The organism is Leptospira biflexa serovar Patoc strain 'Patoc 1 (Paris)' (assembly GCF_000017685.1).
GTDB classification, from domain to species: domain Bacteria; phylum Spirochaetota; class Leptospiria; order Leptospirales; family Leptospiraceae; genus Leptospira_A; species Leptospira_A biflexa.
Genome location: NC_010602.1, coordinates 2,275,116 through 2,296,207 on the forward strand (window position 1 = coordinate 2,275,116; position 21,092 = coordinate 2,296,207).

At 33.0% G+C, this 21,092-nt stretch carries 21 protein-coding genes; 19 read left to right on the forward strand and 2 right to left on the reverse strand.

Translation table 11 applies throughout. The features are described from left to right. Positions 1 to 160: 160 nt before the first annotated feature. The gene (locus LEPBI_RS19360) at positions 161 to 364 is read right to left on the reverse strand and encodes a GDCCVxC domain-containing (seleno)protein (protein ID WP_081431666.1); all 204 of its coding nucleotides are present in this window, start codon (positions 362 to 364) and stop codon (positions 161 to 163) included. Further along, the gene (merTP, locus tag LEPBI_RS10800) at positions 355 to 984 is read right to left on the reverse strand and encodes a mercuric transport protein MerTP (RefSeq protein WP_012476322.1); all 630 of its coding nucleotides are present in this window, start codon (positions 982 to 984) and stop codon (positions 355 to 357) included. Before merTP ends, LEPBI_RS19360 begins: the two co-directional genes overlap by 10 nt. A 103-nt stretch (positions 985 to 1,087) precedes the next feature. Between merTP and LEPBI_RS10805 the strand changes: the two genes are divergently transcribed. The 19 genes from LEPBI_RS10805 (at position 1,088) to LEPBI_RS10900 (ending at position 20,536) form a co-directional block, all read left to right on the forward strand. Further along, positions 1,088 to 1,471 (forward strand): MerR family transcriptional regulator, encoded by a 384-nt coding sequence (locus tag LEPBI_RS10805; protein ID WP_012389160.1) that lies wholly within the window; start codon positions 1,088 to 1,090, stop codon positions 1,469 to 1,471. Positions 1,472 to 1,728: 257 nt separating this feature from the next. After that, on the forward strand, positions 1,729 to 2,496 hold the full coding sequence (locus LEPBI_RS10810; RefSeq protein WP_012389161.1) for a hypothetical protein: 768 nt from the start codon (positions 1,729 to 1,731) through the stop codon (positions 2,494 to 2,496). A gap of 208 nt (positions 2,497 to 2,704) precedes the next feature. Continuing rightward, positions 2,705 to 4,432, forward strand: coding sequence for a DUF4209 domain-containing protein (locus LEPBI_RS10815; protein ID WP_012389162.1), 1,728 nt, complete (start codon positions 2,705 to 2,707; stop codon positions 4,430 to 4,432). 1,560 nt (positions 4,433 to 5,992) lie between these two features. Next, complete coding sequence (locus LEPBI_RS10825; RefSeq protein ID WP_012389164.1) at positions 5,993 to 6,961, forward strand: hypothetical protein; 969 nt, start codon at positions 5,993 to 5,995, stop codon at positions 6,959 to 6,961. 292 nt (positions 6,962 to 7,253) lie between these two features. After that, positions 7,254 to 7,646, forward strand: a complete 393-nt coding sequence (locus LEPBI_RS10830) for a hypothetical protein (RefSeq protein ID WP_226992756.1) — start codon at positions 7,254 to 7,256, stop codon at positions 7,644 to 7,646. A 554-nt stretch (positions 7,647 to 8,200) separates the two neighbouring features. Next, entirely contained in the window at positions 8,201 to 8,890 is a 690-nt protein-coding gene (locus LEPBI_RS10835) for a hypothetical protein (protein ID WP_012389167.1), read from the forward strand. Between the two features lie 758 nt (positions 8,891 to 9,648). Then, entirely contained in the window at positions 9,649 to 9,921 is a 273-nt protein-coding gene (locus LEPBI_RS10840) for a type II toxin-antitoxin system HigB family toxin (RefSeq protein WP_002987690.1), read from the forward strand. Continuing rightward, positions 9,918 to 10,319, forward strand: a complete 402-nt coding sequence (locus LEPBI_RS10845) for a helix-turn-helix domain-containing protein (RefSeq protein ID WP_002987684.1) — start codon at positions 9,918 to 9,920, stop codon at positions 10,317 to 10,319. The genes LEPBI_RS10840 and LEPBI_RS10845 overlap by 4 nt, the downstream gene beginning before the upstream one ends. 212 nt (positions 10,320 to 10,531) lie before the next feature. Next, entirely contained in the window at positions 10,532 to 11,116 is a 585-nt protein-coding gene (locus LEPBI_RS10850) for a hypothetical protein (RefSeq protein ID WP_012389169.1), read from the forward strand. A 131-nt stretch (positions 11,117 to 11,247) separates the two neighbouring features. Continuing rightward, complete coding sequence (locus LEPBI_RS10855; RefSeq protein WP_226992757.1) at positions 11,248 to 11,685, forward strand: hypothetical protein; 438 nt, start codon at positions 11,248 to 11,250, stop codon at positions 11,683 to 11,685. A 292-nt stretch (positions 11,686 to 11,977) separates the two neighbouring features. Continuing rightward, positions 11,978 to 12,208, forward strand: coding sequence for a UPF0175 family protein (locus LEPBI_RS10860; RefSeq protein ID WP_012389171.1), 231 nt, complete (start codon positions 11,978 to 11,980; stop codon positions 12,206 to 12,208). Beyond that, a complete protein-coding gene (locus LEPBI_RS10865; protein ID WP_012389172.1) occupies positions 12,201 to 12,659 on the forward strand; it encodes a PIN domain-containing protein in 459 nt (152 codons plus the stop codon). The genes LEPBI_RS10860 and LEPBI_RS10865 overlap by 8 nt, the downstream gene beginning before the upstream one ends. A gap of 688 nt (positions 12,660 to 13,347) precedes the next feature. Beyond that, positions 13,348 to 13,944 (forward strand): DUF559 domain-containing protein, encoded by a 597-nt coding sequence (locus LEPBI_RS10870; protein ID WP_012389173.1) that lies wholly within the window; start codon positions 13,348 to 13,350, stop codon positions 13,942 to 13,944. A gap of 29 nt (positions 13,945 to 13,973) precedes the next feature. After that, positions 13,974 to 14,267 (forward strand): HNH endonuclease, encoded by a 294-nt coding sequence (locus LEPBI_RS10875; protein WP_226992758.1) that lies wholly within the window; start codon positions 13,974 to 13,976, stop codon positions 14,265 to 14,267. Between the two features lie 195 nt (positions 14,268 to 14,462). Continuing rightward, positions 14,463 to 15,371, forward strand: a complete 909-nt coding sequence (locus LEPBI_RS10880; protein ID WP_012389174.1) for a DUF3800 domain-containing protein — start codon at positions 14,463 to 14,465, stop codon at positions 15,369 to 15,371. Between the two features lie 204 nt (positions 15,372 to 15,575). After that, positions 15,576 to 16,826: an ATP-binding protein gene (locus LEPBI_RS10885; RefSeq protein WP_012389175.1), complete on the forward strand. Its 1,251-nt coding sequence runs from the start codon at positions 15,576 to 15,578 to the stop codon at positions 16,824 to 16,826. A gap of 681 nt (positions 16,827 to 17,507) precedes the next feature. Further along, positions 17,508 to 18,311, forward strand: coding sequence for an NADase-type glycan-binding domain-containing protein (locus LEPBI_RS10890; protein WP_012389176.1), 804 nt, complete (start codon positions 17,508 to 17,510; stop codon positions 18,309 to 18,311). Between the two features lie 364 nt (positions 18,312 to 18,675). Further along, entirely contained in the window at positions 18,676 to 18,975 is a 300-nt protein-coding gene (locus LEPBI_RS10895; protein ID WP_012389177.1) for a hypothetical protein, read from the forward strand. Positions 18,976 to 20,053: 1,078 nt separating this feature from the next. Further along, positions 20,054 to 20,536 carry a hypothetical protein gene (locus LEPBI_RS10900; protein ID WP_002983863.1) on the forward strand — a complete coding sequence of 161 codons (483 nt, stop codon included), beginning with the start codon at positions 20,054 to 20,056 and terminating at the stop codon, positions 20,534 to 20,536. Positions 20,537 to 21,092 lie beyond the last annotated feature (556 nt).

Sequence of the window (21,092 nt, forward strand, 5' to 3'; positions counted from 1 at the left end):
TCGGCCTGCGGCAAATTCCCCTTCTGGCATTCGCCTTGCGTTCGCAAGCTACATGCCAGTCCCTAACGTCCCGTCGGGACTCAGGGTCGGGGAACTTCGGTAAGTCTAGTTCGTTATGCGACATTTTCAAAGTCAAATTTTAAATTAATTATTTAAGGAATTAACAACATCCTTCAATTTGTTTCGGAGGACATTTCACTGTTCCAAAAGAACAAAATACACAGCAATCGCCATTCTTAGGCTTCATGTAATACAAACAACTATCACATGTATAAAAATGTTGGCATGCATTTATAGGCATCTCTTCTTTCTTTCTAAACCCGCACTCTGGACAAGTTATAGTTGATAATGTAATTATTTCCATTTTCGTTCACCTTTTATATTTATTACTTTATATCCAACTTTATTCTGTATAATATCCTTAAATTCTTGAATACCGACTTTTCTTTTATCATATACTATTTGTGTAACTCCCTTCTTATAATCCGAAGTTACTTTTAAAACTCCAGTTAATTCCACTAAAGCAGTATTCACACTATATTCGCAACCAACGCATGTCATACCTGATATCACAAATTCGGCAACTACCAAGTGTTCACTTTCTAATTTTCCTTTTACTTCATTTACTGATTTCAAAATTGAACTATAATTTGGAAATAGAAATAAAAACAAACTGAGAATCGTGACAAAAGTTAAGTATATTTTACTGTAAAAAAAACGATTGAAGATACTTCTTTCGCAATCACAATCCAAATCAGATTTTTTGGATTTAGTAATAAGATTATACCATAGTAAACTAAATATTACCATAGATAGTATTATCAAAAATGATCGATAAGGTTCTAACCATGAGAAAGTCGAAGCAATTCCAGAGAATCCTCCAATTACTCCAACAATAGGAGAAACACAGCATAATGAAGAAGATATCGCTAATAAAAAACCAGCACTCACTTGAATCCTAAAATCGTTAAATATCTTGTACATGGCAATTCTCCCGAATATATTTTCCTTGCTATATATATGTGACAACATTCTAGTTTACTAGAAGGCTTACATTTTTTTATTATTCTCAAAAAAAGGTAATTTTATGCATATCGGAGAGTTTTCAAGAATTTGCAAAATATCAAAGGAATCCATTCGATACTATGAAAAAGAAGGACTTTTGAAAGGGTCTAGAAAGGAGAATAATTATCGAGTTTACTCTAAAAAAGATATACGCGTAGTCGAATTGATCAATTCTCTTAAAAATTCTGGATTTACACTTTTTGAAATTAGAAGTTTTTTAAATTTATATGACTCGGATTCCAAATGCAAAGAAGTTCAAATTAAACTAGAAAACAAATTACTTATCATAAAAGACAGAATTTCTGAACTTATTTCTATTCAGGAAAAGCTTAATAAATCTATCCTAGAATGTGAAGACAATCCCAATAAAAAATTCTGCAATATTGTCTCAAGTTCCCATTTATAGCAAATTGAATTAAATTTACATTATTTAATTTTAAAATAATATGTTAGAATCTTGAAAACGTCGCATAACATCGGCTAAACACTGCGCTTCGGGTCTACGCCCTTGCTTGGCCTGCGGCACATTCCTCTCCGTCACGATTCTTGCTACGCAAGAATACGTGCCGACGCTAACGCCTACTCCGTAGGCTCAGCTACGAGGAACGTCGTTTAGCCTAGTTCGTTATGCGTCATTATTAAATTTATAAAAAAGATGAGACAATGAATATTTTAGATGAAATAAAAAATTCAATAAATTCGGTAATCGCAGAAAGGAGTGTAAGTCCACTATTTGGATCTCTTCTCCTTTCATGGTTGACTTGGAATTGGAAAATAATATATATATTATTTGGCCATGGTAATTATTCAGATTATGAAGATAGATTAGAATATATAGAAATTTTTCATTCCGAACCATCAAACTTATATTACTATCCACTGATTTCTACAATAGCTGTTCTATTAATCTATCCGATACTTTCAATTTTAGCATACTGGCTTTGGCTAAAATTCGATATTTTAAAAAAGAAAATTCGAAATCGTGCCGAACGAAATGAATTATTAACTATAGAGGAGTCAGTTAAAGTTAGGATGGAACTGCAAAAATCCCAAGAGATTACAACGAACCTCCTAGTTGAAAAAGAAAGAGTAATTGAACAATTAAAAAAACAATTAGAAATTCAAATTTCAAATTCCATAGAGAAAGAAAAGACAGAAGAAAAAACAAAACCGAAAAACACAAATAATACAAAAGCTAATCTAAAAGAAAAAATTAAATCGAATAAAAAATTGAAAGATTCTATACATTATATATTTGAATGCTATAAAAATAATGTCTCTTACGAAGAAATGAAAAAGAACATAAGTCTTGATACGTTTGAATTCTATAAAGCAAATAATATTCTATCAGAAGGATTAGAAGGTCAAATACTATTAAATTATTTAGGTGAAGAAATATATAAAGAGTATCTAAATGATTTGTTTAACTAAAATAACGACGCATAACAGCGACTTACCGCTACGCTTCGGCACGAGGCCTCGCTCGGCCTACGGCAAATTGTCCTCCTGTCACTCGTTTGCATCCGCAAACTACGCGCCAGTCCCTAACGTCCCGTTCCACGGGACTCAGGGTCGGACAACTTCGGTAAGTCTAGTTCGTTATGCGCAATCGTCGACAAACATTTAACAATAGGCAAAAATGAATATAATTAATTTTCTCAATGATCTGATCGCTGATTCAATAGATCAAATAAATGAAAAAGTATTGGAAAGACTAAAAGAATGCAGCCTAGAGGAAAAATATGAATTAGAAATAATAAAAAATATTACTACTCTCGTCTTAACTCCAGATAACAAAACGCAACTTTATTCACCTAAATTCGTTCTACAAAGTTTTCGCTCTGCTATATTGGAAGATTTTCAGGAAAACGAACTAAATTTTTTAAAAATTATATTGGATCATGTCGAAAATAGAATATTAAAAGCACGTATAGCAGATATTATTTGGATTATATCAAATCCAAGGGAAATAAAATTTGCTATTACTGCAATTGAAAACTATATCGAATTTTGTGAAACATTTGAAGCCATAAATGGTGAAGCATTAAATATTTGGAAACGTTCATTTCAACTAGCGGAATCAACGAACAAACCTGAATTTATAATTAAAATAAAAGAAAATATTTACAAGTTATTTCAATCTACAATATCTGATGCAAATTTCTATCATCTAAAAGCATCCAAAATCCTTCTATCTTCCGAAGAAAATAAAAACAAAATTATCGAAATTTTAAATGCACTAGAAAATATAGCCTACTCCAAACAGCAAGAAAACTATTTTCTATCTATTTCGATTTTAGAAGAAATTTCTTCTTACCATAAATTCAATAAAGACTTAACCAAATTTTCAGACTACCAATTGGAAATTTTTAATATTTATCAAAAAGAAATAAATAAATTAGAAAATAATCAGAATTCATCATATTTTCAAATTCGAACAATCTTAGAATCTTCTATAGCCACACTAAGAAAAATTCCAAGGAAGCAAAGAAAAAGACTTAACGTTGACGAATTACTAAAAAACACATTCCAAGAATATACTGAAGTAAGAATCGAATCTACATCAGAATTAAAATCTATTTCCAATTTCGTTGATTTATCAGAAGTAATAACATCTTGTAGAAATGCAATTTCAAATAAATCCAAGTCTCAGGCATTCAAAATATTCGTTAACATTATAAATTTTCCAAATTTGGATAATCTGGAACGTATTGCTAAATTAAATTTAAAGAAAAACCCATTATTATCTATATTCTCAGAAGAAAATATTGCTAATGATGGAAGAGTAATTTCAAGAGCAAATCGAAATTTAACAAGCGAGATGATACGATTACATCTTGAAAATATAAACTTGAACGTTCAAGCTTATATATTTCCTGCTCTAGGTATACTTAACTTAGAACACAATTATACTGAGATAGATATTTCGAAATATATACACCTATCACCTCTGATCCCATTCGGAAAACACAATATTTTAGCACATGGATTAACCTTTGGTTTCTTAAAAGATTTTTCTACTTCCTTACATATATTAACACCACTGCTTGAAAATATTATTAGGTTTCAACTTCAACTTCATAATGTAAAAACAACCACCTTAGACCCAGAAGGCATTGAAACAGAAGTCGGTTTAAGTAAATTAATGGAAAAGAAAGAAATAATAGATATCTTTGGAAAAGAACTAAAATTTGAAATCGAAGCCTTATTCAGTAGCAATTTAGGTCCAAATCTAAGAAATCAAATTGCACATGGTCTTGCTAATGCATCATTATTAAATTCAACTTATTCAATTTACGGCTGGTGGCTAATACTTAAAATCATAGTAAATAGTAACCCTGAATTTTACCGCGACGACAGCGCATAACAGCGCCTTAACGCTTCGCTTCGGGTCAAGCCCTCGCTCGGTCTGCGACACATTCCTCTCCGTCACGATTCTTGCTACGCAAGAATACGAGCCGACGCTAACGCCTACTCCGTAGGCTCAGCTCCGAGGAACGTCGTTAAGGCTAGTTCGTTATGCGTAATCGCCAAAACATATGAGAAAAATAATAACATTAAAAACAATCTTTACAACGATCCTCCTTTCCTCTATAAATTGTGGTAATTACAATCAAATAAGAAAAGTCAACAAATTAGCTTTCAATTCAAATGAACAATTTGTTCATGAAATATCTCGAATCAGGAAAATTGAGAATAATTTGATTCAAATTTTTGTTCACACTTCAACATCTACAAATTCTTACCCAAAAATAAATTTTGAAGAAAAATGCTTTTATCTAAAATTAGAGGAAAACAATAAAACTCAATTTTATCATTATAATGTAGATAAAATTTACTTAATGGACGAGTGTGATTTCGAATTTATATCCAGGTTATTTTTTTCTAGTATTTCAAAAGAAAGATTTGAAACTTACAAAAATAACTTAAAAGATGAAGTAATTAGACTAAAATTTTTCAATTCATTGAAACCCATTTATTATGAAATCGAATTAGAAGAAAGAAATTTTAAATAAAATCCAGTTTTCAAAATTAATACGAGTACAAAACAAGAAACCAATTCGACCTTTGCACTTTTATTTCCTATAGCAATTACATATGATTTATTAGCAGGAACCTTACATACTATAGGAAAACCGTTTCGTTATTTAACATTATTTAACGGAATATTGGAAAACAATACTTTACCTGCATATAGAAGAGCTATAAATTTCACACTAATTGGAATTTATAAAACCTTTTCTTATTTGGACGAACAATAATAAAACATATTTGCGACTACGCATAACAGCGACTTACCGCTACGCTTCGGGACAAGCCCTCGCTCGGCCTGCGGCAAATTCCCCTTCTGGCATTCGCCTTGCTTACGCAAGCTACATGCCAGTCCCTAACGTCCCGTTGGGACTCAGGGTCGGGGAACTTCGGTAAGTCTAGTTCGTTAATTGCAATGTCCAAAAAGGATTTAAGAGAATCTTTTTTATGTAATTTTCGCTGGTTCTTTCTTTTCGCGCTTCTAAGAAAGAGAAGAGAAAGACAAAAGAGATTCATTTGAAGAGAAGAAAGCGCTTCAATTCAATATTGTCTTTCTCTAATTTCTTTTTGGTACAATTATTAGATCACAGTTCTGTTTAAGAAATTTTAATTTACTTTTCCAGCGAAATGAATGATTTTAAGAGAAGAGACGCTCGGAATGATTTGGACTTCTTACTTTCTTACTTACAAGATATACTATTATTGGACACTGCAATTAACATCGGCTAACCACTTCGCTTCGGGTCTTACGCCCTCGCTCGGCCTACGGCACATAGGCTTTCTGTCACTCGTTTGCAGTCGCAAACTACGTGCCAGCCCCTAACGTCCCGGTCCGGGACTCAGGGTCAGCCTACGTTGATTAGCCTAGTTCGTTAGCCGCAATTTTACAAAAATTATGAATAAAAAAAATATACTTAAATTAAGGAAAGGTGAAAAGCTAATTTACTTTGAGAATGATCTAGAAAAACAAATAAAAGAAAAATACTTTTTCTGTATCACCAAGGATTTAAATTCAGAAATTCCTAGCCTTAATCAAAAATCAAAAATTATAGAATTCGTATTTTACCCATCAAAAATTATTATAAGTAATAGCCTGGAAGCATCATTAAAGTTCAATGATTTCGATGAATTCGACAAATTTCATGCGAATAGAGAATTCGAATTTGGAGAGTATATTTATGTTTCAACCTTAGAATCAATTTCGATATACACAGAACAAAGATTCAAAAGTTACAGTAAAACCGCATTTTTTCTAAAGAATAAAAAGTTCTTATTTGAAAAATGGTATTCGGAAAGCATGATATTTTCAACATCTGAAATTACTATTGAAGATATATTTCTTAAAAACATTCATAAACGCTCATACTCAATCGTATTAATTAAATATTTCCTTTTAAAATCAATTGCACTAACTAAGATTTTCCTTCTACAGCCTTTACTCAGTCCAATTCTATTTATTATCGATCATTTCAAAATTTCCTGGACTTCTTATCGAAAATATAAGATTGCAAGAAACAACGTTATAGAATTACAAAAGGACTTTCAGAAAAACAAAAAGTTTATTTTTGAAGAATCAGAAGTAAAAAATGCGGAAGATTTAATTTCTAAAGCGGTCACTTCAGAAGAGAAATTTGAAAAACTCTATTTAGAAGCTAATAAAACTTTTATTTCAATTTTGTTTACTATTATTACCTTAACTATCTCATACTTTTATTTTCAAAGTGAAATTGCAGAATTAAAAAATATTAATCTTGAGCAATCCAAAGAAATTGAAAAACATAAAAGTGAAAATTTATTAAATAAAATAGAAATAAAAGAACTAAATTCAATGCTTAAAAATCTAAAAGATAATCTACATAAATAAAACTGCGGCTAACAGCGACTTACCGCTACGCTTCGGGACAAGCCCTCGCTCGGGCTACGCCAAATTCCCCTTCTGGCATTCGCCTTGCGTTCGCAAGCTACATGCCAGTCCCTAACGTCCCGGCGGGACTCAGGGTCGGGGAACTTCGGTAAGTCTAGTTCGTTATACGTAATTGCGGAAAATCATTAATAATAAGATTAACGAAAAAAAAATATCAAGAAATTTTCCATAGAAATTTCTAAGTTCAAACATTAGATTGTATAAAATTCAAGTAAGAGTAAAATTCACCAACATGAACCAATTTTTAAATCAAACAATTGTATCGAACAAAATATTTAATTTACTGATACTAGCTTGCCCTATTTATCTAATTATCGCAAATATTGCCTTAAATGATAAAAATGTATTCTCTATAATACTTCCTAACCTCATTCCTTTCTTTATATTTTTAGCAATTCTCTTCAAAATTAAAAATCTAGAAATTGTTTTACAAATATGGTTTGGTTTAATAGCTTTGCTAAGTGTTATTTCGTTTATAATTGTACTTACTAATCTAATAAAAATTGACTTTGAAAATACATTAGTTGATAAAAATACATATATAAGTTTGGCGAGAGATTTACTCAATACCATCATTTTCTTTCCGCTATTTCTTTCGGTTAAAAAGTATATAAAGAAAATTTAAACGACTAAATCTTTATCTTTTACTAAATAATTCAAAAATCATTATGCTATCTAAAATAGAACATATTTCGATTCCAATTCTTATATCAATAATCTTTTTTTTCAATTTCTATTCACTCTAAAGAAAATGAAATTTCACGGAAAAAAAGAATGAAAGACCAATCTACTATGATCCAAATTGTTAAGAGAAAAGAGTGTGTTACAATAATTGTATTAATAAACCAAATTATGCAAATGCGTTTTCTTTTTTCACAACTGCAGTTGATCATCAAATATCTAGCAAAATTCAGTCAGAATGTTTAAAAGAGTGTTCAAATACAATTTGTTACAAAAATGCAATTTAGACTTCCGCAACTACGTATAACAGCGACTTACCGCTACGCTTCGGGACTTCGCCCTCGCTCGGGCTGCGCCAAATTCCCCTTCTGGCATTCGCCTTGCGTTCGCAAGCTACATGCCAGTCCCTAACGTCCCGTCGGGACTCAGGGTCGGGGAACTTCGGTAAGCCTAGTTCGTTATGCGAAATTTTTCAAACTTTAAATACAGAGACAAAAAATGAAATTGCCAATATATTTAACAATCTGCTTTTTTGCTTCATGCAGTTCACTAACTATCATTTCGCCAGGAATTAACTCAAACCATAGATTAAATAAACTTACTGACGTAAAATTTAATGAAGCTGCATTTTACGGCTCTACTTTTTATCAAGCGAATGCATTCTTTATAAATCATCAAAATATTTATGAAATCCTAAACGATCCAAATAATATTGTAGAAAAGAATATTAAAGAAAAATTTGAAAAAAATATCAAAAATAATGATGTTATTCTCATTGCGGAATTCTGTTTCGATAAAGATAAATTTAATTCTAGTATTCTCGATTTCGATCAATACAATTTCAAACTAAACAATACTTCTTTCTCAACGAATTTAGAAGTCTTCTATCTGTATTCTGCTAAAAAGAAGGGAACTTCGTATGCTATCGAACAACCTTTACTTGTATATGATAAGCCACCTAATCAGAAAAATATCATTAAAACTAGTTTTGAATTTATCGCATGCTCAAGGTCAATTCTGAATTTCAAAAATTTAAAATTATCCGAAGGATCTAACAAATTTGAAATAATTACTCCTAGAAGCTCTCAAATCTTCTTTGATTTTAATATTAAAAATGGTATATTTCAGCCTTTTCAAGACGAAGGTGCAGATTTAAAAATCGGAATAAGCCCTTACCCTAAAAACTGAAAAACTTCGCATAACAGCGACTTACCGCTACGCTTCGGCACAAGGCCTCGCTCGGCCTACGGCAAATTCCCCTTCTGGCATTCGCCTTGCTTACGCAAGCTACATGCCAGTCCCTAACGTCCCGTTGGGACTCAGGGTCGGGGAACTTCGGTAAGTCTAGTTCGTTAATTGCAATGTCCAAAAAGGATTTAAGAGAATCTTTTTAATGTAATTTTCGCTGCTTCTTTCTTTCCGCGCTCTTAAGAAAGAGCAGAGAAAGACAAAAGAGATTCATTTGAAGAGAAGAAAAGATTAGAAAGCGCTTCAATGCAATATTGTCTTTCTCTAATTTCTATTTGGTTCAATAATTAAATCGCAGTTCTGTTTTTGAAGGCTTTGTGATCATTTACAGCGAAAAAAATAAAAGAAGAAGAAACTAAAGAGTCTTGGCTTTCTTACCTTTTTACTTACACTGGTTTCTATTATTGGACACTGCAATTAACATCGGCTAACCACTTCGCTTCGGGTCTTCGCCCTCGCTCGGCCTACGGCACATAGGCTTTCTGTCACTCGTTTGCATCCGCAAACTACGTGCCAGTCCCTAACGTCCCCTTCAGGGACTCAGGGTCAGCCTACGTCGGTTAGCCTAGTTCGTTATACGAAATCGCAAAAATGTATGCCTCGGAACATGAGTAACACTTAAATTAATTAAAAAAACCATTGACATATCTCATTTTGAGATATTCTCTGGACTAGTGCATATTATCAGCTGGAAGAAATTGGATGATTTCATTGCAAAACACCCTAATTCTGAATCTTCATTAAAAAGCTGGTTTAAAATCATTAAAAATACACATTTTAAGGACTTTAATGAATTGAAGAAAGTTTTCAATTCCGTGGACCAAGTTGGAAAATTTACAGTTTTTAATATAAGCGGAAATCACTTTCGATTGATTGCTGCTATTCATTTCAATAGGCAAAAAGTTTTTGTAAGAAACATTTTAACACATTCTGAATATGATAAAGGTAAATGGAAAAGGGAAAATTTATGATTCTAGAAATTGAAAAAGTTAAGAATGTTTGGGATGATGTTAAAGATATTCTCTCTGTACCTCATACTGATAAACAATATAAAAAATTAGTTAAGGTTCTTGATGAACTAATTGATGAAGTTGGAAATAATGAAAAACATCAATTAGCTCCGCTTCTTGAAACTGTAGGTAATTTGATTGAAGAATATGAAAATGATCATTTCATACAACCTAATGCTGAACCTATCCAAGTCTTAAAGTTCCTTATGCAAGAAAATAGTTTAACTCAAAAAGATCTAAACATTTTAGGAAGCCAAGGTGTTGTTTCTGAAATCTTAAATGAAAAAAGAGAATTAAATGTACGACAAATCAAAGCTCTTGCGGAAAAATTCAATGTTTCACCATCGGTATTCATTTGATCGTCTAGTTTGCGACTTCGTATAACAGCGGGGAAACGCTTCGCTTCGGCACTTACGGCCTCGCTCGGTCTGCGACACATTTCCCTTCTGTCACTCGTTTGCATCCGCAAACTCCGTGCCAGTCCCTAACGTCCCGTTCCGGGACTCAGGGTCGGGAAACGTCGTCTCCCCTAGTTCGTTATACGACATTTTTAAAAATTAAATAAGAAAATATGATTAAGAAAATAACTATAATATTCGTTGGATTGATGATTCAATCTTGTCTAAGCCAAAAATCATCACTTTTAAATCAGAATTTGAAACCTTCAGATGTAGAACAGAAGGAAGTAAATATCTATATAAGAAAGATCGAGATAGTTAATGAAATTGGGGATTTGAAAAAAATCCAGGAAGAAACATTAAAGACAAATATTAAAATTCTCCTTGAAAATACAAATATCTTCAAATCTGTTAACTATTATTCTGAATTTCCAGTTCCCAGCAATTCGATTCTTTTAGATTTTAAATTTCTAAAATATGAAAATACATTAAAACTAGACCCACTATATATTCCACTTTCAATTGCCACTTTAACTTTATATATCTGGCTTGGAGGTTCTATTGTAAATTTCGATTCAAAAATACAGTTAGAAGTTAATTCTTTTGATAATAATAGAAAATTAATTAAATCCCAAGTATTTGAAGAGGATAATTTCATAAGAGAATATATATACGATCCATGGAGATCTCGACGAATAATCCCAGAGAAAAAAACAAAATTCATTTTGAATTCAGTAATTCAGGTCACTAATTCATGAATTTTATATCAATCATCGCCTTATTGTTTTTTATAACAAATTGTTCAACTATCAGCTATGAAAATAGTCCTAAATTATCCAACAATTTAAATAAATCCACAGTTTCGATTCATATAGGATATTTGTATTACATGGATGGAGAACTATTTGACCATCCTATACAAATTTCTGACGGAATTATTGATGTCCGAAATGACTTTCAACTTATTATGGAAAATCTAAAGTATAACAATAAACTCTCGTACGTAGAAATCGACTCATCTAAATCTCAAAATGAACTAGAAATAAATGTAATTTTCAAAAATAAAATGAATTTTCTTCAAGGTATTTTAAGCGGACTAACTTTAACTTTGATACCTTCTTATTATGATACCGATTTAGAAATTCAAGCTATTCTTTATAATCGAAATTCTGGTAAAAAGTCGAAAAAAGCGATCACCAATGGAAAAATGAGAACATATGTAGGTATTTTTCCTTTGTTTTCCAGAATTTTTTCAGATTCATCGAAAAACAGAGAAATTTTGATTAAAAATCTTTTAGATAACTTATTATCTGATTTAGAAATTTAAAAACGTCGTATAACAGCGACTTACCGCTACGCTTCGGGACAAGCCCTCGCTCGGGCTACGCCAAATTGTCCTTCTGTCACTCGCCTTGCTTACGCAAGCTACGTGCCAGTCCCTACCGTCCCGTTCCGGGACTCAGGGTCGGACAACTTCGGTAAGTCTATTCGTTATGCGAAATTGCTGCAAAACATTAGTTTAAACAAAAAATCAAAACTTTTCTGAAAATCCAAAGGAACCAAAGGGAAAAATAGTTTGATTTCTGATTTCCTACAGGATACTTTAAAATGTAGCAATCATGAAATCACTAAGTTTCCAAGTTCCTGATCAAATAGACCTAAATGAATATGATTTTAAAATGGCTATGGCTGTTAAATTATATGAAACAGGTAAAATTTCTATCGGACAAGCGGCAGATATTGTTAATCTGTCGAAATCTTCGTTAATCGATGTCATGAAAAACTATGGGTCTTCTATTTTATTTGGATACTCTGCCGATGATCTTAAAAATGATCTAGAGAATGCCTGACGTTATCTCTAATACAAGTTGCTTAATTCTTCTTTCAAAAATCCAACAATTTGGTATTTTAAAAAGTTTATACAATTCTGTGATCATTACTGACACAGTAAAAACTGAATTCGGTGAGAATATACCTGACTTTATAAAAATCAAAAATCCTAATCAAGAATTCTCAGTTAAATCTCTTGAACAAATTTTAGATAGCGGGGAAGCGTCCACTATTGCTTTGGCACTAGAATCAAAAAACTCTCTTGTTATATTGGATGATTTGAAGGCTAGAAAAATTGCAAAAAATCTTGGTTTAAAAATAACTGGAACGCTAGGAATTTTAGCAAAAGCGAAAAAACTAGGAATAATAGAAGATTTAGAAAAACAGATTAATGAACTTCAAAAAAAAGGAATCTGGATTTCTGAATCAGTAATAAATGAAATCCTAAAAATAGACAAATCAAATCATTAAAAGCAGCAAATTCGCATAACAGCGCCTTAACGCTTCGCTTCGGCACAAGGCCTCGCTCGGTCTGCGACACATAGGCTTCTGGCACTCCCCTTGCTTAAGCAAGTATCGTTCCAGTCCCTAACGTCCCGTTACCGGGACTCAGGGTCAGCCTACGTCGTTAAGGCTAGTTCGTTAATTGCAATGTCCAAAAAGGATTTAAGAGAATCTTTTTTATGTAATTTTCGCTGGTTCTTTCTTTTCGCGCTTTTAAGAAAGAGAAGAGAAAGACAAAAGAGATTCATTTGAAGAGAAGAAAAGATAAGAAAGTGCTTCATTTCATTATTGTCTTTCTCTACTTTCTATTTGGTACAATTATTAGATCACAGTTCTGTTTAAGTAAGTTTAATTTACTTTTCCAGCGAAATGAATGATTTTAAGAGAAGAGACGCTCGGATTGTTTTGGTCTTCTTACTTTCTTACTTACAAAAAATACTATTATTGGACACTGCAATTAACACCGGCTAACCACTTCGCTTCGGGTCTTCGCCCTCGCTCGGCCTACGGCACATAGGCTTTCTGTCACTCGTTTGCAGTCGCAAACTACGTGCCAGTCCCTAACGTCCCGTTCCGGGACTCAGGGTCAGCCTACGTCGGTTAGCCTAGTTCGTTATATGCAATTGGCCAAAATTAGTTTACTAAATTAAAAAATATGAAAGAGTGGGGATTCCTAAGAGAAACATCAGAATTAGCTAAAGAATCAGGAATTGATAAAGACACCGGTTTACACCGAACTGGTCTTGAAGAATATCTTAAAGTTATTTTTCCTGAAACTCATGACTGGATACATGATAAAACGCTCGGAGAAATCGACGGAATCAAATATAGAAGCAGGCCAGACTATAGAAGCGAATCTTTAAAAATTATTATTGAATTTGATGGACTTCAGCATTATACAAAACCAGATATCATCGAAAAAGATTTTAAAAATACTAATTTATATTCAAGTCTTGGTTATAAAGTAGTGCGGATACCTTACTTTATTCAGCTATCTAATAAAGCTGTAAAAACATTATTTGAAATTAACGTAGAAAAACCTCTGTTTGATGAAAAAATTCCTTCTTTAGGTGTAAAAGGATTGAACACTCCTGCTTACCTTTGTCCCGCTGGATTAAAAAGAATGGCAGATGAGTTCAAAAAATTTCCAGAACAATACATGACAAACATTGAATTTCTTAGGAAGCAAAATGATCCTTTTCGAACAGGCGTACATTTTTTAGAGAGAGAGTATAATCTGACCATTGTTTAGATATGAATAGATGGAAAATTCCAATAGAATTGGAAAACGAAATTAGAAAAAGAGATATATTTTGCGTTTATTGCAATGTCATGATGGATGAGAAAATTCGAAAAGGCCATTCTCGCAAAAATGCTGCCACGTGGGAACACATAATCAATGATGCTACAATAATTAATTTTGACAACATTGCAAGATGCTGTTCAGCTTGCAATTCAAGCAAAGGAACTAAAAAATTAGCCGACTGGATTAACTCAGAATATTGTAAAAAAAATAATATAAATGTAAATACTGTCGCACCAATAATTAAAAAAGCTTTGGGAATATTAAATTAATTAAATGGCCAACTGCATATAACAGCGACTTACCGCTACGCTTCGGCACAAGGCCTCGCTCGGCCTCCGGCAAATTCCCCTTCTGGCATTCGCCTTGCGTTCGCAAGCTACATGCCAGTCCCTAACGTCCCGTTTCCGGGACTCAGGGTCGGGGAACTTCGGTAAGTCTATTCGTTATGCGAAAGCACTAAAAATATGATACTAATATATACAGATGAAACTGGAATTAATTATAAGATAGAAAATAGTCAATTTATTGACGGTCCATATATTATTTATGGAGGGTTATGTTTAAATGATGTTAAATATTTTCATCTAGAGCGACTTTATTTAAATCTTATATTTGAGCATTTTGACATTGCTGACTGGAAAACACAAGAAATCCACGCAACAGACCTTTGGTCTAGAAAAGGATATTTTGAGAAATTTCAAAAAGAACAAATATCAACTTTCTTCGAAGAAGTTTTCCAATTAATTACAAAATTAAATATAAATGTCTTAATTGGTTATCAGTATAAAACGAATACAGACGATAAACTTCTAAAGGAAAAAGAAATAGCAAAATCCATAACTTCATTTTTCCATTTAGCTGAATCTTATTTATCGAAAAATAATGAAACTGGAATTATTGTTTCTGATATTCAAAATAATAGTAAGACTCAGGAAGATAGCATTTTTACGACTATCTTTAAAGAAAAAACAAGCTGGCGCTCTAACCCTTCAGAAACCAGAAATCCATTTATTACAACTAAATATGCATATGAGTCCCGAGCTTGTTTTTTACTCGATAATATACATTATGTAAATAGTAAAGAATCAATTTTTAATCAAGTCGTTGATATTGTTTTATTTGTAATTAGGCGTGTTTTCATTTACCAGGATCTACGAATTACTAATAAAAAAGAGGCAGATATGAAGAAAGTTCCAGTCGATCGAGGAACTTTTCAGCTTTTTTTACAATCAGTCCTTCATTTAGCAGGTTATTCTGAAAGGCAAAATGATATCATTTTTACGACTATTCCTTACATTTCAGATTGGAATGATATAACCTCTATCATTGATGATAATTTTTATATTTCCGGGATTAGAACATCAAATATTTAGCATCAGATAGTGCCTTCGCATAACAGCGACTTACCGCTACGCTTCGGCACAAGGCCTCGCTCGGCCTACGGCAAATTGTCCTCCTGGCATTCGCCTTGCTTACGCAAGCTACATGCCAGTCCCTAACGTCCCGTTACGGGACTCAGGGTCGGACAACTTCGGTAAGTCTAGTTCGTTATACGATATCGCAAAAAAGGAAACACAATGACAAAACAGATAGAAAAAGTATTCACTCCTCGTTCATCGGAAGTAAATTCATCGATGTATATAAGAAGAGAAGAGATTGAAAATGCTTTTAATGAAGCCTTTGAATCAGGAAAACATATTATTGTACATGGCGAGAGCGGAAGCGGTAAATCCTGGCTTTATAAAAACTATTTTCTAAAAAATGATATAGTTTATGAGCCAGCCAACCTGGCTAATGCCTCGCGATTTGGCAGCATTTCAAATGAATTAAAAAATAGTTTAGATAGATTAGAAAAGGCAAAAGTAATTGAATATACTGAAACAAAAGAAGCAGAGGGAAGCCTTTCATTTTGGGGATGGGTAACGTCAAAAGTAAAATTATCTCATAATAAAAAATATACACTTACCTCCAAAGAGCCATATGAAGCAATATTGCAATACATTCACAAACAATCAAAAAAGAAGATTGGTATACTTGTACTAGATAATCTAGAGTCAATCTTAAATTCTGAAAAATTAATGGAAGAATTATCAAATATAATTATACTTCTAGATGATCAAAGATATTCTCAATACAATGTAAAACTTCTACTAGTAGGCACTCCGTCAAATATCAGAGAATATTTTAAACTTCAACAATCTAAAGCAACAATTAATAATAGACTGATAGAAGTACCAGAACTGCCTAGATTCTCCTATATTGAGGTTAATAGTTTGATTCAAAAAGGATTTATCGATTTACTAAATTATTCATTCAACGAATTTACAGATGTTGCTAAACATATTCATTTTGTCACAGATGGTATTCCCGATAAGGTACACGACTATTGTCTAATACTTGCAAAATCGACACCCGATAAAGTAATCAATACTCAAAGTTTAGACATAGCTGATAAAAAATGGCTTTCTCAACATTTATCCGATGCATATCAGACGATAGTTTCATTAATGAATTCAAGAAACACAGAAGTGGGTAGAAGAAATCAAGTATTGTATTCCTTAGGAAAGGTTGAAAATTCTGAATTCAACTACATCGACGTGGAGGAGATAGTTCGAAGTCAATTTCCTGATAATACTCGAGATATTCAACTTGCTATAAATCAGATTCTAAACGAACTTTCTTCGGGAAATAACAATATCCTGAAAAAATCTCAGAAAAAAGATGCCTACTTTTTCACTGATCCAATTTATAAAATGGCAATACGCGCAGTCTTAAAGAAAAAAGAAGATGAAACGGTAGAGAGAATCTATTTTGAGGATGTCAGATAATTAATTTGCGACATCGTATAACAGCGACTTACCGCTACGCTTCGGCACTAGGCCTCGCTCGGGCTGCGCCAAATTGTCCTCCTGTCACTCGTTTGCATCCGCAAACTACGTGCCAGTCCCTAACGTCCCGTTCTCGGGACTCAGGGTCGGACAACTTCGGTAAGTCTAGTTCGTTAATTGCAATGTCCAAAAAGGATTAAAGAGAATCTTTTTAATGTAATTTTCGCTGGTTCTTTCTTTTCGCGCTTTTAAGAAAGAGAAGAGAAAGACAAAAGAGATTCATTTGAAGAGAAGAAAAGATAAGAAAGCGCTTCAATTCAATATTGTCTTTCTCAAATTTCTATTTGGTACAATTATTAGATCACAGTTCTGTTTAAGTAAGTTTAATTTACTTTTCCAGCGAAATGAATGATTTTAAGAGAAGAGACGCTCGGATTGTTTTGGACTTCTTACTTTCTTACTTACAAGATATACTATTATTGGACACTGCAATTAACATCGGCTAACCACTTCGCTTCGGGTCTTACACCCTCGCTCGGCCTTCGGCACATAGGCTTTCTGTCACTCGTTTGCAGTCGCAAACTACGTGCCAGCCCCTAACGTCCCGATCCGGGACTCAGGGTCAGCCTACGTCGGTTAGCCTAGTTCGTTATGCGTCATTAATAAAATTTTGGAATATATATGAAAAAAGAAATCTTTTTAAAAATGCTAGTGATCATCATTTTCATGGCGATCTACCAAAACAATATTTTAAGCCAAGAATATGATGGAATACCCTGTAGTTTTGGAAAAAATCTTAATTTCGATTCAAAAATTCTATCCAAAATAAAAGAAAATAAATCTAGTCTAGAACTACAAGAGCCATTTAGTACTTCAGATCCGGTGCATTATCAAGATTGGGCAAGTTCACAATTAAAAAGTGAATACACCGGAAAGATTAACAAATTAAAATCACCGACTAGCGGAAAATTTGAAATAAACGATCCTTCAGATGTACGAAAAAGCTGTATGTATTCCGCTGCTTCAATTGTTGATAACAATAAAAATACTGCTTGGGCAGAAGGTGTGGAAGGAGATGGTATAGGTGAAATGGTATTTGTTCATCTTGATTTGGATAGAAAATTAAAAATTTGGTCTGGTTTTGGCAAAAATGACAATTTGTTTAAAGCAAACAATCGTCCAGATTTAATCGGAATTCACCTACTTATAGCTAACAAATGTAGCGGAGCACAGGATACTGATATCTATTCTAATTTCACATACGTTGGCTCTTTTGATTATAAACTTGATGACCTTAATGATTATCAAAAACTTGTAATACCGAAAAATCTATTAAAGGAATACAAATCAATAATTAATAAAAATAAAATTTTTTATGATTGTTATAAAAAAAATATTAATTCCTTCCTCATAATAGAGATCAAGAGTGTTTATAAAGGAACTAAATATTCAGATACTCTGATTTCCGAAATAGCATATGATTGATCCTTTAAATATTTAACGACGCATAACAGCGACTTACCGCTACGCTTCGGCACAAGGCCTCGCTCGGCCTACGGCAAATTGTCCTCCTGGCATTCGCCTTGCTTACGCAAGCTACATGCCAGTCCCTAACGTCCCGTTACGGGACTCAGGGTCGGACAACTTCGGTAAGTCTAGTTCGTTATACGCTATGGTTTAAATAAATATAAAATAAAAATGTGGGTTTAAGAAATATTTTAAACTAAACTCCCAGAAAATCATAAAGTGATTAATTCATACTCAAATCAATATTTAGTTAAATTTGCATTCCAAATTAACTTAATTCTTAATTTAGCCAACATAACTAAAATTTAGTTACTAATCTCTCATGATCAAAAAAATCTATTTCATATTTTCTATTCAATTTTTATTTATTCTTTTCTCTTTAAATTTTAGCAAACTTTACCCTGAAAACAAAAAATATCCTATCGATTTTTCAAAATATGAAATAAATGAAACCTATTTTATTGATTGTCCAAAAAAGAAAGAATGTTTTAAAAACTGCTCTAACACAGGATCAGCTATGCCTTATAAAAAATTTGATCAATTTAATACAAATGATCAAATTTTAAGAAATGAATGCACAAGAAAATGTAATGAAATTATTTGCACTGATCAAAATAAATAACTATATTTTCTGTTATTCATAATCGCAATTTATTTTGGAAGATATACCACAGCGTATAACAGCGACTTACCGCTACGCTTCGGCACAAGGCCTCGCTCGGCCTCCGGCAAATTCCCTTTCTGTCACTCGTTTGCATCCGCAAACTACGTGCCAGTCCCTAACGTCCCTTCGGGACTCAGGGCCAGGGAACTTCGGTAAGTCTAGTTCGTTAATTGCAATGTCCAAAAAGGATTGAAGAGAATCTTTTTTATGTTATTTTCGCTGGTTCTTTCTTTTCGCGTTTTTAAGAAAGAGAAGAGAAAGACAAAAGAGTTTCATTTGAAGAGAAGAAAAGATAAGAAAGCGCTTCAATGCAAAATTGTCTTTCTCTAATTTCTATTTGGTTCAATTATTAAATCGCAGTTCTGTTTAAGAAAGTTTAATTTACTTTTCCAGCGAAATGAATGATTTTAAGAGAAGAGACGCTCGGAATGTTTTGGACTTCTTACTTTCTTACTTACAAGATATACTATTATTGGACACTGCAATTAACATCGGCTAACCACTTCGCTTCGGGTCTTACGCCCTCGCTCGGCCTACGGCACATAGGCTTTCTGTCACTCGTTTGCAGTCGCAAACTACGTGCCAGCCCCTAACGTCCCGTTCCGGGACTCAGGGACAGCCTACGTCGGTTAGCCTAGTTCGTTATGCGATATTGTTAGAAAATAAACAGTATTATTAAAGCTAAGTATTCTCCTCAAAAAAAAAATATATTTATTTAAATATATTTTTACCTTTCCAAAAATCTGAAAATTAATTATTTCAATCTTTTCTTTCTCATTGCATTTCAAGTAATTTTCAATAATTCTATTTCTTCCAATGTAAAAACTGATTAAAGAATACTCAAATTGTAAAATATATAATTAAAAGTGGCCATATTTAAAATGTATTGTTAGGAAAAATCAAAATATTTATAATTATCATGAATTTCGGATGAATTTCATTTGAGTCCCAAGTGGAAGTAAACGTTTATTAATAATAAAAAGGCAAACGTAATTGTCCCGATCAGATAAATAACTTCTAAAGGATTAGCCTAAAAATGGAAAAGAAAGAACTAATTAATATATTTGCAAAATTGAATGCCCCAAATCCTAAATTATGGGCAGAAAGCCAAATTGAGGAAGGTATTCCGCAACTAGCTAGATACTTATTTTTAAAAGGAGCTTGGGAAGGAGTCGTACCAGATAATGAAGTATGGATCGACAATATTCTCCAATCTAATAAAAAAGATAATAATCTGCCATATGGTGGGTTAAATATTGCAATTAGAAAAATGCTGGAATGTGGTGTGCCAAAGAAATACATTACTGAATTTGCTAGATGCATAGCCGCGGAAATGATATTTCATATTGGTTATTTGATAGCTGATTCGTCCTCTGTCAAAGGTAATGAATATGTAGATTGGGCATTAGTTCAAATAGATAACGAAGGTAATATTATAGGCCCAATATCCGGATTACATGAGAGCGTATTAGAAACAGATCCGACAGGTAATGAAATGAGACCTGTTAATTTAATTTAAAGAATAAACTCTAACAACATCGCATAACATCGGCTAAACACTGCGCATCGGGTCAAGCCCTCGCTTGGCCTTCGGCACATTCCTCTCCGTCACGATTCTTGCTATGCAAGAATACGTGCCGACGCTAACGCCTGCCCTGCAGGCTCAGCTCCGAGGAACGTCGTTTAGCCTCGTTCGTTAATTGCGATGTCCAAAAAGGATAAAAGAGAATCTTTTTTATGTTATTTTCGCTGGTTCTTTCTATTCGCGTTTTTAAGAAAGAGAAGAGAAAGACAAAAGAGTTTCATTTGAAGAGAAGAAAAGATAAGAAAGTGCTTCATTCAATTACCGTCTTTCTCAAATTTCTATTGGGTCCAATAATTAAATCACAGTTCTGTTATAGTAAGCTTGGTTCTCATTTACAGCGAAAAAATAATGAGATGAAGAAACTGAAGTCTCCTAACTTTCAAACCTTCTTACTTAAACTGATTTCTATTATTGGACACTGCAATTAACATCGGCTAACCACTTCGCTTCGGGTCTTACGCCCTCGCTCGGCCTACGGCACATAGGCTTT

Coding starts and splice junctions, on each gene's coding strand:
- merTP (WP_012476322.1), bottom strand. CDS start 984: ATGTACAAGATATTTAACGATTTTAGGATTCAAGTGAGTGCTGGTTTT.
- LEPBI_RS10845 (WP_002987684.1), top strand. CDS start 9,918: ATGATTCTAGAAATTGAAAAAGTTAAGAATGTTTGGGATGATGTTAAA.
- LEPBI_RS19360 (WP_081431666.1), bottom strand. CDS start 364: ATGGAAATAATTACATTATCAACTATAACTTGTCCAGAGTGCGGGTTT.
- LEPBI_RS10860 (WP_012389171.1), top strand. CDS start 11,978: ATGAAATCACTAAGTTTCCAAGTTCCTGATCAAATAGACCTAAATGAA.
- LEPBI_RS10805 (WP_012389160.1), top strand. CDS start 1,088: ATGCATATCGGAGAGTTTTCAAGAATTTGCAAAATATCAAAGGAATCC.
- LEPBI_RS10900 (WP_002983863.1), top strand. CDS start 20,054: ATGGAAAAGAAAGAACTAATTAATATATTTGCAAAATTGAATGCCCCA.
- LEPBI_RS10810 (WP_012389161.1), top strand. CDS start 1,729: ATGAATATTTTAGATGAAATAAAAAATTCAATAAATTCGGTAATCGCA.
- LEPBI_RS10850 (WP_012389169.1), top strand. CDS start 10,532: ATGATTAAGAAAATAACTATAATATTCGTTGGATTGATGATTCAATCT.
- LEPBI_RS10855 (WP_226992757.1), top strand. CDS start 11,248: ATGGATGGAGAACTATTTGACCATCCTATACAAATTTCTGACGGAATT.
- LEPBI_RS10865 (WP_012389172.1), top strand. CDS start 12,201: ATGCCTGACGTTATCTCTAATACAAGTTGCTTAATTCTTCTTTCAAAA.
- LEPBI_RS10895 (WP_012389177.1), top strand. CDS start 18,676: ATGATCAAAAAAATCTATTTCATATTTTCTATTCAATTTTTATTTATT.
- LEPBI_RS10885 (WP_012389175.1), top strand. CDS start 15,576: ATGACAAAACAGATAGAAAAAGTATTCACTCCTCGTTCATCGGAAGTA.
- LEPBI_RS10835 (WP_012389167.1), top strand. CDS start 8,201: ATGAAATTGCCAATATATTTAACAATCTGCTTTTTTGCTTCATGCAGT.
- LEPBI_RS10880 (WP_012389174.1), top strand. CDS start 14,463: ATGATACTAATATATACAGATGAAACTGGAATTAATTATAAGATAGAA.
- LEPBI_RS10830 (WP_226992756.1), top strand. CDS start 7,254: ATGAACCAATTTTTAAATCAAACAATTGTATCGAACAAAATATTTAAT.
- LEPBI_RS10890 (WP_012389176.1), top strand. CDS start 17,508: ATGAAAAAAGAAATCTTTTTAAAAATGCTAGTGATCATCATTTTCATG.
- LEPBI_RS10825 (WP_012389164.1), top strand. CDS start 5,993: ATGAATAAAAAAAATATACTTAAATTAAGGAAAGGTGAAAAGCTAATT.
- LEPBI_RS10870 (WP_012389173.1), top strand. CDS start 13,348: ATGAAAGAGTGGGGATTCCTAAGAGAAACATCAGAATTAGCTAAAGAA.
- LEPBI_RS10815 (WP_012389162.1), top strand. CDS start 2,705: ATGAATATAATTAATTTTCTCAATGATCTGATCGCTGATTCAATAGAT.